Source organism: Ornithinibacillus scapharcae TW25 (assembly GCF_000190475.1).
GTDB lineage: Bacteria > Bacillota > Bacilli > Bacillales > Amphibacillaceae > Ornithinibacillus > Ornithinibacillus scapharcae.
Genome location: NZ_AEWH01000021.1, coordinates 1 through 12,254 on the forward strand (window position 1 = coordinate 1; position 12,254 = coordinate 12,254).

Consider the following 12,254-nt stretch of genomic DNA (forward strand, 5'->3'; position numbering starts at 1 on the left):
GTCTTTTTTGTTTGGTTATACAAATTTGGCTTGTTGCTGTTCTATCCAGCGACGCATCTTGATAAATACAGGTACAAATAGTACACCAACAATAATGCCTTTAATAATATTAAAAGGGAGAATACCTACAAAAATAGTACCTATCATAAATGAGTGTGTCACATCCCACCCCATCATGAGACCATAAGCAGGTAAAAGGATAAAGTAATTAAATACTCCCATGCCGACAGCCATTATAATCGTTCCAGTAATCAGACCGGACACAATACTTTTCACACTCTTAAATTTGTGGTAAAGGATTCCGATTGGAAGAACTAGTAAAGCACCTGCTAGGAAGTTTGCCGCTACACCAACTATCTCTCCACCACCAACTGCTAAATAAAGCACATTCTTAATCGCTACCACGATTACACCTGCTAACGGGGAGAATATTAGTGTTGCCATAATAGCTGGTACATCACTAAAATCAACCTTCAAATAGCTAGGTAGTAATGGGAGTGGAAAATTAATAAAGAATAATAATAACGAAACGGCTCCCAGTAAAGATAAAATAATGAGTCTTGCTAAGTTGGATGATTGCTTGTTAGTTTGTTGCATCATCATACTCCTCCTTCATCTAGTTATCGATTCCAATCTCGTGATGAAGGATAGCCTATTCCTAAACATCGAAAGAACCCTAAAGCCTGACCTAACCGGGGCTTTAGGGTTCATCATTAATCAATAGGAAATAAAGGTACCTTATTGTACCAAAGTTCAGCTCGACATCTTCTCCCATCCAGACTTTAACTGTCGGTCCTGGATTTGCACCAGGTCAACCATTTGATGAAGTTCAAATGGCTCACGGACTTAGAACCTTTGTTCATTACCGTCGGTCGGGAATTTCACCCTGCCCCGAAGATGGAATCGATATTTTATTGTCAACTAACATTATACATCCCTTCTCATCATTTGAAAAGGGGATTGCTCAATATTCATTAATCTAATGGATTAAGGCTTTCTTCTCCTGTTAAATTACTTATCATCTCTACTAAAAGATTAATCTCTTGATCGATATCATCAAGACTTGCAGTTTCCACCGGGGAATGCATATATCGTAATGGTAAAGAAACTAGTGAAACAGGAACTCCTCGTCCGGTATAGCGCATTTTATCGGCATCAGTTCCAGTATGTCGTGGTGTTAATTCATATTGTACATCCATTTGTAATTTCTTTGCCGTATTTTCCAATAAATCATTAATTTTCCGATTTATTGGAGCTCCTTTGGCAAGTACAGGTCCTTTTTCCAGACGGACATCTCCATACTTATTTTTATTCACACCAGGATAATCAGTTGCAAATGTAACATCACAAGCAATTGCCATGGTTGGCTCTACTCCAGCAGCAGCAAAGTATGCACCACCCATATTTGTCTCTTCATTTACTGTGCTAGCAGCATACACGCCAACCTTGCACCCTTTTTTCTTCAACTGTCTTAGCACCTCAGCCACAATAAAGGCACCTGTACGGTTATCAAGACCTCTTCCAGATACATAGCGGTCCAGTAAAATTTCAGGCTCTGTTTTATAAACTACTAAATCACCGATTTGAACATATTGTTCCGCTTCTCCTTTTGTTCTGAAGCCACAATCGATGAACAAATCATCTAAATCAAAATCATTTTTCAAACCGCCGTGATGCTGGGCATTTACACCAATTACACCTGTTACAGTTTTCCCGTATCCTAATACCGTTGCCTTCATGCCAACCGCTGCTTTCGGATTGATTCCGCCCATTTTATCAAAATGTAGAAAGCCATTCTCATCAATGCGATTAATAACTAAAGCTATTTCATCACAATGCCCAGCAAGCAACACTTTAAATGATGCTTCCGGATTCAATACACCAATTACATTCCCTGCATTATCTGTTAAGACATCATCAGCAAATTCCTTATAATAAGCTAGCATCTTTCTTTGGATTTGCACCTCATCACTCGAGGGAGATGGTGTACGTAATAGTTCTAATAAAAAATCTCGATTAGTATTGTCCAAACTAGGCAACTCCTTTGTATGTATATCTTAGGTTTATCATAACAAAATAATCCTACCCAAGCACAATTATTTACGCAAAAATCTAATATGTTACAATTTATAGGAAAAGCGTAAGTGACTAAAACGAGACATCTAAGTAAATACTTAACTTTTTTTAAAAAATGAAATGAACTAAGGAGGATATCCCATGACATTAAACGATTGGTTCAACAAGGCAATGACACACCAGGAATACATCGATGCGATGGAAACACATAAAGAAAATCTACTACATATTTATCATTCCTATACACTACCAGAGGATACGGACTTCTTCTCCACACTACGTGATAAAAAATTACGGGTTATCGTTATAACGGAAGATTGGTGTGGTGATGCAATGTTAAATACACCTATTCTACTTCACCTGGCTGAGAAGACGAATATGGAGGTTCGTATGTTACTTCGTGACCAAAATCTCGAGCTAATGGATCAATATTTAACCAATGGAAAATCACGTTCTATCCCCATCTTTATTTTTATCGATGATGCGGGAAATGAAGTTGCTAAATGGGGGCCACGTGCTGATTACATTCAAAACTTTGTTGATGAAATAAGAAAAGACTTACCTTCACAAGATTCAGAGGAGTACAAAGAGAAGTTTAACCAAATGATTAAAACGATGACACAAACATTTGTTTCCGAAAAATCTTTTTGGAATGAAGTATACACTAGCTTAAAACAAACGCTGTCCAAAATTTGATTAAGATACCTTAACCTACACCCACGTGTAGGTTTTTTTTATTCATGAATGAATCAAGAATACTAATAGTTTTGCATCAATCGTACATACTAACTAAACACATACATGGTAAGGTGAGAAAATGAATATAGAGCTCTTTAAACATATTTACTTTCGACTTCCCATCCTTATTCGATTGTTCCTAACGATATTATTTGTGATGATTCTCTTCGGAACGGTAATACACTTTATCGAACCGAAACAATTCCCAACTATTTTTGATGGAATATGGTGGGCTGTCGTTACAGGAGCAACAGTTGGTTATGGAGACTTTGTCCCCTTGACTACTCTTGGACGATTTATAGGTATTGTCTTAATTCTTACTGGAGGAGGCTTACTAACCTTTTATATTACCCAATTTGCAGCGGCAACTGTTCAACATGAAAACGATCTTTCGCAAGGGAAAGTAACGTATAAAGGTAAGAACCACATCATTCTGGTAGGCTGGAATGAACGAACTCGTATTCTTATGGATCATATCTTAAAACAGGATTCCAAAGCAGAAATCGTGCTAATTGATCAAACACTCTCTGAGATGTCTTATCAAGCCTTCCCGATTCATTTTATTCACGGGGATCCTACAGATGATTATTATTTACAGAAAGCAAATATTGCCGAAGCGGCAAAAGTCGTTATCAGCGCTGACAACCATAAAGCTGAGAAACAAGCAGACAATCAATCGATTCTAACTGTAGTTGCTGTAAGAGGGAATCATGCATCCATTCCAATTATTGTTGAAATTATGACGATGAGTCAAATTGATAATGCCCTCCGTGCAGGTGCAAATACGATACTGCGCCCTAATGACTTTATGAGTGCATTACTCTTTCAAGAGGTATTCAAAAGCAAGTCAAAGCCCTTCGAAACAGTTTTACATTTACTAAAAACGCAACAGTTTCATCATTTTCTCGTTCCCGAGGAACTTATCCATAAGCCATATATTGAGGCGATGTATTCACTTAAAACAACCGATTCTCTACTAATCGGAGTTATAAGAAATGAGGAATGGATCCTCAACCCAGCAAAAGATTTTGTCATAGAAAAAGAGGACATCCTAATCACATCTATTCAATGGTAATCTTAAAATTTTGCCCTAATCCAAAATCTATGATAAAATTATTTATTGTGTGAAAAAGAAACAGAAACATAGGTATAGGAGATGTTCAGCATGGCAGAGAAGTTAGAAGTAGGACAGATATTAAAAGGGAAAGTAACAGGAATTCAACCATACGGTGCGTTCGTTGCACTAAATGAAGAAGTACAAGGTTTAGTTCATATTTCAGAAGTAACACATGGTTTTGTTAAAGATATTAATGACCATCTAACAGTTGGTGATGAGGTATCAGTAAAAGTACTAAGTATTGATGAAGAAAAAATAAAGTATCTTTATCTATTCGTGCTACAGAAGAGCCTCCAAAAAAACAACAACAAACTAAACCACAGGCTAAAAAAGCTGTAAAACTGGAAGAAAATACTTCTGGATTCAACACTCTAAAAGAAAAATTAGAAGAGTGGATTGAACAATCTGAATTTAAGAACTAATAAATATTGACTGCTAGAGGCTTCCCCCATCAACGTTACGGTTACGTAATATTGATGGGAGAAGCCTCTTCATCTATAAATATATTTATTTAACAGTATTTTGTTTTCATAAAAGCGAAAACTATTTTATAATGACTTTTTAGAAGGAGGATATTATGACACACATACAATTTTCATATCAACATGCATTAGATTTCATGAACAAAGATGAATTAGATCATTTATCTGAGTTCGTAACGGTTGCCCATCACGCAATACATAATAAAACAGGTCCAGGTAATGACTTTTTAGGTTGGGTAGATCTTCCGAAGAATTACGACAAAGAAGAGTATTCACGTATTAAAGCAGCATCAGAGAAAATTCAGAAAGACTCCGATATTCTACTAGTTATCGGGATTGGTGGTTCTTACTTAGGTGCTAAAGCTGCTTTAGAAATGCTTAACCACTCATTCCAAAGTATGCTGACAAAAGAGCAACGTAAGGTTCCTCAAATTATTTTTGTTGGACACCATATGAGTTCGACTTATATGCAGGAATTATTCGATGTATTAGAAGGTAAAGATTTCTCTATCAATATTATTTCTAAGAGTGGTACAACAACAGAGCCAGCTATCGCGTTCCGTGTATTCAAGAAACACTTAGAAGAAAAATACGGAAAAGAAGAAGCGAAATCTCGTATCTATGCAACCACCGATAAGGCGAGAGGTGCCTTAAAAGGAGTTGCTGATGAAGCAGGTTATGAAACCTTCGTTATTCCTGATGATGTTGGTGGACGTTTCTCGGTACTAACTGCAGTTGGTCTTCTTCCTATTGCTGTTAGTGGAATTAACATTGATGATATCATGCAAGGTGCTACTGATGCATCAACTGATTTTAACGAACCTTCTCTAGAAAAAATATTGCCTATCAGTACGCTGCAGTACGTAATATTCTGTACAATAAAGGTAAAACAATTGAGATGCTTGTAAATTACGAGCCAAGCCTTCAATATTTCTCTGAATGGTGGAAGCAGCTCTATGGAGAAAGTGAAGGAAAAGACCAAAAAGGGATATTCCCAACTTCTGCTAATTTCTCAACTGACCTCCATTCATTAGGTCAATATATTCAAGATGGTCGCCGTGATTTATTTGAAACTGTAATCCATGTAAATCAATCTAAAATAGATTTAACATTAGAAGTAGAAGAAAACGACTCTGATGGCTTGAATTATTTAGCAGGTAAGACCGTTCATGAGATAAATGATAAGGCATACCAAGGTACATTACTTGCACATACCGATGGTGGGGTTCCAAACCTTATTATTGATGTACCTGCACTGGATGCGTATACGTTTGGTTATTTAGTGTATTTCTTCGAAAAGGCTTGTGCATTAAGTGGCTACCTATTAGGAGTAAATCCATTTGATCAGCCTGGTGTGGAAGCATACAAGAAGAATATGTTTGCTTTATTAGGAAAACCTGGCTTTGAAGCGGAAAAAGCGGAATTAGAAAAACGCTTGAAGTAAATAGAAAGACAGCTCCAATTAATTGGGGCTGTCTTTTTGTATATGTTTTATTTTCCATATATCATTATCTTTTATCATTTCTATTGTTAATAATTTCGTTTTCCCTACATCCATTTTTTCCCAATCCGTAAAAATAACCGACGCAGAATCATCATCATGATATTCTGTTAGTGCATAACCAGCTAAATTTCTTAGATCTTCCCATTTTGTAACGGCTGGTTGATAAGTTTTTTGCGATAATAAAGTGGAATAGGTTTCCTTATCTTCCTTCTCATAAGAATAACCAAATAATGCTACTATCTCGAAGGGACTTAAATTTAATAAGTAGGTTGTATCCAAATTGCTACTATATTCTTTATAAACCGCACCAATACCACCCACAAATGGCCATCTACCCATTACAACAATATCTTCATAGTTAACATTATCATATTCAAAGAGTAAGTCTATTGGCTCTGGGGTATACGAATGTCCTTGCGTTCTCTTCCAATCATTTGCTTCCCATTCAGATAAGTAGCTCTGCACAACTTGTGCCACTTTGGTATCGGGATAATTGTTAATAAATGAATAATATTCGTTCTTTTCTTCCTCCGAAACTTCGTAAACGTCTCCCCAGTATCGTAAATAGCTATACAAATGCTGTTCTATACTATTATATAGTTCTCTTCGCATCTCTCTATTATAGGAATCACCATATGTTACTAATAGGGATTCAGCCTCTATTAAAATATTAGCTAACTCCTTCCAATTGTTCCAATCGAAATCATGGGCAACCACATAATAATCTAAATAGGCTAAATAGGCATCTCCATACCCTTTTTCGGCTAACTGATTCTTCAACCTTCCCACATCAATATCAACCACTAAATAATTATCAAATGGATCCTTTTTAACTAGATAGCCTTGTTCATTAAAAATCTGTAATAGTGTTTTAATATCCTCAGGTCCGTTGTAATTCTCAGGATTATCCTGCAGTTCATAGATAACATCATATTCTTCAATTGGCAATTCAGAAAGTAGTGTAGCTAAATAATTCTGAAAGTGATATTCATAATTATAATAAACACCAAATGTTTCCATTAATGAATACGCCTCTGTATCTTGAGGAGCTTTCATCTTCTCTAACTGTGCTGCTGGAGGAGTTAACATCATATCAATATAATTTTTCGTTTCCGACACATCCGTACCTATCACATGATCAGGACTCTGATACAAATCATAGATAATAGTCTGGACCTCCACAACAATAGGAAAGTCACTTACATCTTCAAGCCCTAATTCTAATGCAAAATTATCAATTGCTTTTTCAAGATATTCAGTAATTTCTGGATTAAGCTCCCGCTCCTCTTTAACTTGATCTGTGTCTATTGGATTTGGCATCTGATTCGACTTTTCCATCTCCTTAGCAGCCTCTATCGCAACCTTTTGTTCTTGCATATAATTCAACCCAAAAACAGCAAAAACACAAAGGCCTACGACCGCTCCAACAGGAGCAATATATTTTTTCCAATGATTCTTTTTCTAGACTGCTCTACCCTTGTCATGATATCTACCGTACTCGTAAATTCAGGTAAAAGTTGATAACGATAATTCAGATCACGGAATACAGCTTCAAACTTATCAACTAGGTAAGGATTTTTTGTGGCTGCCTCCTTGTATGAATCTGATAGTAGGTTTTCCCCTTGCTGGATTCTCTTTGTTATCGTTTCTTGATTCATTTTAAGAATAGTTGAAATATCTTCCAACTTTATATCGTGATAGTGATTTAAAATAAGTGGGAGTTTATATTTATTATCCAGCTTAGCTAAAGCATCTTGTATCGATATATGTCCGTGATTCTCTAAGTAATAACCATAACTAATAGGCTCGTCTAAAGCACGCCCTATCTTTTTGGCTTTTTTTTGTTTACTTTCATATTCTCTAAGTGTTCGAATGACCACATGATAAAACCAGCTAGATAAACTTCCAGGTTCTTGTCTTTTAATCTTCTGGTCAACCTTAATAAAAACATCTTGTACTACCGTGGATATTTCCTTTGGTTTCACCCCATATTGAAAGCATAATCGTTCCGCTATTACTCTATACCGTTCAACGATATGCTCCAAGGCTTTCGGGTCATTGGAATCGAAATGAATTGCACCTTCTCCTTGCATTGGTATCCCCCTTGTCTGGATCATCTGTATGTAAACATATCCCATTATGGGAAAGTTTCAAGATTACGAAAAAAAATTAAAAACATAGGTTTAATTTTATTCTAACAGGGTATAACTATTAACGTAAGACTTTCTCGTATTCCCCCTGTAGGCAAGGCGTTATGAACGCTTTGCTCTTTTTTTTGGCTTTTTTAGGATATAATGACATTAATGATATTCTGGGAGGCTATTACTATGGAAAATTTTGAAACGGTACATAACCGAAAAAATACTCGTTCCGTAAAATGGGATATGGTGAGAGAACTATTTCACTCTGAAGATGTACTGCCTATGTGGGTTGCTGATATGGATTTTAAAGCTCCAGATGCAGTTAACCAAGCCATCATCGAACGGGCCAAGCATGGTATATATGGTTATACTATAGCAGATAATTCTGTGAAAAACTCGATTGTAAGTTGGATTTCTAGAAGGCATCAATGGACGATTCAATCGGAATGGATCTCGTTTAGTCCTGGTGTCGTTACAACGCTACATATGGCTATCCAATCGTTAACTGAACCAAATGACTCCATACTAATCCAGACACCAGTCTATACACCCTTTTATCACGTAATTAAAGCACATAATCGAAAAATAGTTAAGAGTCCATTAATTCGAGAAAACAACTATTACCAAATAGACTTCCAAGACTTTGAGGAGAAGTTAAAGAATGGTGTTAAAGCTTTTATTCTTTGTAATCCTCATAACCCAATTGGTAGAGTATGGACAAAGGAAGAATTAACTAAGATTGCAGAGCTTTGTAAACAGTATAATGTACTTATTATATCGGATGAAATCCACTGTGATTTAACATATCCAGATCACAATCATATTTCAATCGCATCTTTATCAGAAGAAATCGCTGATCGAACAATAACTTGTATGGCCCCATCCAAAACTTTTAATTTGGCAGGTTTGCAAGCTTCCTATGCGATTACTTCTAATACAATAATGCGTAAAAAGCTAGAACGACAATTTTTAAATCAAGGATTTCATGGATTAAACACCATGGGAACGACCGCATTAGAAGCTGCATACCATCATGGGGAAGCATGGTTGGACGGATTACGAGAGATTCTTAAAGGTCACTATGATTATGTAAAAGAAGAAATTGAGAAACATACGCCTTTTCAAGTAACTATCACGGAAGGTACTTATTTAGTATGGATAGACTGTAGTGCTTTAGGTTTAGACTCCAAAGCTTTACGTAAATTCTTTAATGTGGAAGCGAAAGTAGGCTTAAACGCTGGGGTAGAGTATGGGGAAGAAGGCGATCAATTTATGAGGATGAATATCGCTTGTCCTCGAGCTATTCTTGAAGAAGGCGTTAACAGGATAATTGATGCTCTACAAAATAGATAACAAGTATCCCCTAGGGAAATGAGTGGTGTAGGTATTAGAATTATTTCCAACTAGTTTGACCGAGCTATAAAGGTTTACCATAATTAATATTAAGGTTTATTAAAAATAGGAGTAAGCATCTATTTCGATGATACTCCTATTTTCGTTGGTTTATTCTTGCTGCTCCTCATTAAATTCTGTCGGATCTGTCGGTGACTCTGTTGCCTCCGCTTTTTTGCCTGATTTAATTTCGCCACAGATAATTCTTGCTCCAGCATTACCGCTCGGTTGTGACACCCCATCATCTTGCCCTTCACTTACAATCAAAGAGGTTCCTTCTCCTCTTAAAATAGACATCTTTCCTTCTTTTAAGGTTGCTCTTGGTAACATTAAGTCAGCATCAACTAATCCACCAGCATCCGCTTCAATATTTGGCATATCACCTAGATGGGCCCCTTTAGGATGTATTAGTCCATGCTCTTTCCCCTCTGGATCTAAATGATTTCCTGCCGTCTTAAAGTCAGGCCCCTCACATTTAGCGTACTCATGGACTGCAATTCCATGTAAACCTGGCGTTAATCCTTCGAGTTTTAATTTCACCTGGATCCCATCAGGAGACTCAAGTAATTCGGCAGTACCAACCATATCACCAGATGTATTATACATCTCCACTGATTTCGATGTTTCTTCCTTACTTTGACAGGCTGTTAAAACACTAATGGATAAAAGGAATAAAAGTATGATACGCATCTCCACTACTCCTTTTTTGCATGATAAAGATAGTATTCGCAAAAAAGGTAAGGATAAACACATAAAAAAAGACAAGGTAGCCCTTGTCTTTTAATTAGACTTATTTTGTTCCTCTAATTTTTGTTGGTACTCCCTATTAAACTTTTCTTCTTGTTTCTTTGAGTGTTTCAGGAAAAAGTATAGTGCTACTACTGCTGCTATAATAAAAATCGCTAAAGTTATAACCGCAGGAATATATTCTGATTTATCCTCAGGAAAATACAAAAATGGCATCATGCTCTCATCACGTCCTTCTTTGAATCAGTATATCAAATTTGTTGCATATGTTTAAAGCATGAATATATATGTTCGCTAATTTGTTGAAAATTTGGCAAAATAGATATAACGAAAGGAGTTGTTTTTGATGAGTGATTTATCAATTGGAGATTTAGTCCAAGCTCCATATAAATCGGGGATTTATGTAGGTGAGATTATCGAAGAAAAACAAGATAAATATTTACTTAAGATTAATGCTGTGTTAAAACATCCCATGCAAGGTGATTTACACCACCCAAAACAAGTGGAAAATGTAGTATTCCATGAAAGAAAAGCTTTGTCTCAATTTGAAAAGGTCTATGTTCTAAAGGGAGTCATCACCCCTTTTAAAGAAAGTAATATAGATTATGGCATATCACTCAAAGAAGCTGTAGAAACGTATCGTGCGCAACTAGCAAGTAAGGATACTACATTTAATAATCAGGCACTCAAAGCACTAGAAATTGTTGAGTCCAGTTATTATACCGGTCGTTATTATGAATAATACAAACCTAAAAAGGCTGTTACAGGAATATTTCCTAAAACAGCCTTTTTATTACTCACCTAAGTTTTCTTTAATTACTTCAGCAAGACCTTGGATTGCTTCCTCTTCATCATTACCAGTAGCAGAAATTTTAATTTCAGCACCTTTTGGAATTCCTAGAGACATAACACCCATAATGGACTTCAAGTTTACAGTCTTATCATTATAAGTAAGTTCGACTTCTGATTGATATTGTCCTGCTTTATTTACTAATAAAGTAGCTGGGCGTGCATGTACACCAGTATCCGCTGTAATTGTAAAAGTTTGTTCTTTCATTATTTTCATCCTTCCAACTTAATATTCGCTAGTACAAATTTTATGTACTTTCTTATCAATTATACAGATAAATGCTCGTGAATAATTGAACTATCTATATTATAAACAATTTTTGTCTAGATTGAAACTAATATGTTAGGTAATTATTTGTCTTTACAGAAGGGTTATGATAACTTTATTTTGTATGAAAGGAAAGATTTCACAGTTGTAGTCATGATAGTTTTTCACATTAGCTCATATAGGCTAGTTATTACATCAAGTTATATTAGGAGGAATAAAACATGAGTGTACATATTGGAGCAAAAAAAGGCGAGATCGCTGACAAAATATTACTTCCTGGAGATCCGTTACGTGCTAAATATATTGCGGAAACTTTCTTGGAAGATGTAACTCAATATAATCAAGTTCGTGGAATGTATGGATTTACAGGAACGTACAAAGGAGAAAGAGTGTCTGTACAAGGAACAGGTATGGGTGTACCTTCTATCTCCATCTATGTAAACGAATTAATTCAAAGTTATGATGTTCAAAAGTTAATTCGAGTTGGAACTTGTGGCGCCATTCAAAAGGATGTTAAGGTTCGTGATGTCATTCTTGCACAAGGATCTACTACAGACTCAAGAATGAACCAATTAATCTTTAATGGTATTGACTTTGCTCCATTAGCGGACTTTGACCTATTGCTTAAAGCATATGAGGCAGGAACTGCAAAAGGCTTAAATCTTCGAGTAGGTAATGTATTCACTAGTGACACATTCTATCGTGATAATGCGAAAGAAGTGAACGAATTGCTAGCTAAATATAAGGTTCTAGCAATTGAAATGGAAACAACAGCTCTATATACACTTGCAGCTAAATTTGACCGTCAAGCACTTTCTATCCTTACAGTATCTGACCATATTATCACTGGTGAAGAAACTACTGCTGAGGAACGCCAAACTACGTTCAATGAAATGATGGAAATTGCGCTTGAAGCAGCAGTTAAGTAAGTAGTTTAAAA

12 protein-coding genes, 2 pseudogenes and 1 riboswitch are annotated in these 12,254 nt (G+C 36.0%); of the genes and pseudogenes, 7 read left to right on the plus strand and 7 right to left on the minus strand.

Features of this window, described 5'->3' with window-relative positions; translation table 11 throughout:
* Positions 1–15: 15 nt before the first annotated feature.
* Together G5W_RS0105735 and G5W_RS0105740 are read right to left on the minus strand one after the other, a co-directional pair.
* On the minus strand, positions 16–597 hold the full coding sequence (locus G5W_RS0105735) for an ECF transporter S component (protein ID WP_010094978.1): 582 nt from the start codon (positions 595–597) through the stop codon (positions 16–18).
* A gap of 162 nt (positions 598–759) precedes the next feature.
* Positions 760–903: riboswitch (FMN riboswitch) on the minus strand.
* A 71-nt stretch (positions 904–974) separates the two neighbouring features.
* Positions 975–2,030 carry a M20/M25/M40 family metallo-hydrolase gene (locus G5W_RS0105740; protein WP_010094980.1) on the minus strand — a complete coding sequence of 352 codons (1,056 nt, stop codon included), beginning with the start codon at positions 2,028–2,030 and terminating at the stop codon, positions 975–977.
* Between the two features lie 187 nt (positions 2,031–2,217).
* Between G5W_RS0105740 and G5W_RS0105745 the strand changes: the two genes are divergently transcribed.
* The 4 genes and pseudogenes from G5W_RS0105745 to G5W_RS22020 all read left to right on the plus strand — a co-directional run bounded on the left by G5W_RS0105745 (position 2,218) and on the right by G5W_RS22020 (position 5,857).
* Complete coding sequence (locus tag G5W_RS0105745) at positions 2,218–2,772, plus strand: thioredoxin family protein (RefSeq protein WP_010094981.1); 555 nt, start codon at positions 2,218–2,220, stop codon at positions 2,770–2,772.
* A 121-nt stretch (positions 2,773–2,893) separates the two neighbouring features.
* Entirely contained in the window at positions 2,894–3,889 is a 996-nt protein-coding gene (locus tag G5W_RS0105750) for a potassium channel family protein (protein ID WP_010094982.1), read from the plus strand.
* A 90-nt stretch (positions 3,890–3,979) separates the two neighbouring features.
* Positions 3,980–4,353 (plus strand): annotated as a pseudogene (yugI, locus tag G5W_RS22015) (S1 domain-containing post-transcriptional regulator GSP13).
* A gap of 152 nt (positions 4,354–4,505) precedes the next feature.
* Positions 4,506–5,857, plus strand: a pseudogene (locus G5W_RS22020) (glucose-6-phosphate isomerase).
* Between the two features lie 18 nt (positions 5,858–5,875).
* Here G5W_RS22020 and G5W_RS0105765 read toward each other — a convergent pair.
* Both G5W_RS0105765 and G5W_RS0105770 read right to left on the minus strand, forming a co-directional pair.
* Positions 5,876–7,294 (minus strand): hypothetical protein, encoded by a 1,419-nt coding sequence (locus G5W_RS0105765; protein WP_010094988.1) that lies wholly within the window; start codon positions 7,292–7,294, stop codon positions 5,876–5,878.
* Positions 7,295–7,329: 35 nt separating this feature from the next.
* Positions 7,330–8,010: a sigma-70 family RNA polymerase sigma factor gene (locus G5W_RS0105770; protein WP_010094991.1), complete on the minus strand. Its 681-nt coding sequence runs from the start codon at positions 8,008–8,010 to the stop codon at positions 7,330–7,332.
* A gap of 234 nt (positions 8,011–8,244) precedes the next feature.
* Between G5W_RS0105770 and G5W_RS0105775 the strand changes: the two genes are divergently transcribed.
* On the plus strand, positions 8,245–9,411 hold the full coding sequence (locus G5W_RS0105775; protein ID WP_010094993.1) for a MalY/PatB family protein: 1,167 nt from the start codon (positions 8,245–8,247) through the stop codon (positions 9,409–9,411).
* Between the two features lie 150 nt (positions 9,412–9,561).
* On the opposite strand, the gene G5W_RS0105780 is transcribed toward G5W_RS0105775, so the two are convergent.
* Together G5W_RS0105780 and G5W_RS0105790 are read right to left on the minus strand one after the other, a co-directional pair.
* Entirely contained in the window at positions 9,562–10,140 is a 579-nt protein-coding gene (locus G5W_RS0105780) for a superoxide dismutase family protein (protein WP_010094995.1), read from the minus strand.
* Positions 10,141–10,230: 90 nt separating this feature from the next.
* Entirely contained in the window at positions 10,231–10,416 is a 186-nt protein-coding gene (locus G5W_RS0105790) for a hypothetical protein (protein WP_010095000.1), read from the minus strand.
* Between the two features lie 127 nt (positions 10,417–10,543).
* On the opposite strand from G5W_RS0105790, the gene kapB reads away from it, so the two are divergent.
* Positions 10,544–10,939 (plus strand): kinase-associated lipoprotein KapB, encoded by a 396-nt coding sequence (kapB, locus tag G5W_RS0105795; protein ID WP_010095002.1) that lies wholly within the window; start codon positions 10,544–10,546, stop codon positions 10,937–10,939.
* A gap of 51 nt (positions 10,940–10,990) precedes the next feature.
* Here kapB and G5W_RS0105800 read toward each other — a convergent pair whose 3' ends face one another.
* Positions 10,991–11,254 (minus strand): phosphocarrier protein HPr, encoded by a 264-nt coding sequence (locus tag G5W_RS0105800; protein ID WP_010095004.1) that lies wholly within the window; start codon positions 11,252–11,254, stop codon positions 10,991–10,993.
* Positions 11,255–11,535: 281 nt separating this feature from the next.
* Between G5W_RS0105800 and deoD the strand changes: the two genes are divergently transcribed.
* On the plus strand, positions 11,536–12,243 hold the full coding sequence (deoD, locus tag G5W_RS0105805) for a purine-nucleoside phosphorylase (protein WP_010095005.1): 708 nt from the start codon (positions 11,536–11,538) through the stop codon (positions 12,241–12,243).
* Positions 12,244–12,254 lie beyond the last annotated feature (11 nt).

What these genes read in the sequence shown, in the direction of transcription:
- G5W_RS0105770 (WP_010094991.1), bottom strand. Translation starts at nt 8,010, where the DNA reads ATGCAAGGAGAAGGTGCAATTCATTTCGATTCCAATGACCCGAAAGCC.
- G5W_RS0105780 (WP_010094995.1), bottom strand. Translation starts at nt 10,140, where the DNA reads ATGCGTATCATACTTTTATTCCTTTTATCCATTAGTGTTTTAACAGCC.
- G5W_RS0105765 (WP_010094988.1), bottom strand. Translation starts at nt 7,294, where the DNA reads ATGCAAGAACAAAAGGTTGCGATAGAGGCTGCTAAGGAGATGGAAAAG.
- G5W_RS0105750 (WP_010094982.1), top strand. Translation starts at nt 2,894, where the DNA reads ATGAATATAGAGCTCTTTAAACATATTTACTTTCGACTTCCCATCCTT.
- deoD (WP_010095005.1), top strand. Translation starts at nt 11,536, where the DNA reads ATGAGTGTACATATTGGAGCAAAAAAAGGCGAGATCGCTGACAAAATA.
- kapB (WP_010095002.1), top strand. Translation starts at nt 10,544, where the DNA reads ATGAGTGATTTATCAATTGGAGATTTAGTCCAAGCTCCATATAAATCG.
- G5W_RS0105775 (WP_010094993.1), top strand. Translation starts at nt 8,245, where the DNA reads ATGGAAAATTTTGAAACGGTACATAACCGAAAAAATACTCGTTCCGTA.
- G5W_RS0105800 (WP_010095004.1), bottom strand. Translation starts at nt 11,254, where the DNA reads ATGAAAGAACAAACTTTTACAATTACAGCGGATACTGGTGTACATGCA.
- G5W_RS0105745 (WP_010094981.1), top strand. Translation starts at nt 2,218, where the DNA reads ATGACATTAAACGATTGGTTCAACAAGGCAATGACACACCAGGAATAC.
- G5W_RS0105735 (WP_010094978.1), bottom strand. Translation starts at nt 597, where the DNA reads ATGCAACAAACTAACAAGCAATCATCCAACTTAGCAAGACTCATTATT.
- G5W_RS0105790 (WP_010095000.1), bottom strand. Translation starts at nt 10,416, where the DNA reads ATGATGCCATTTTTGTATTTTCCTGAGGATAAATCAGAATATATTCCT.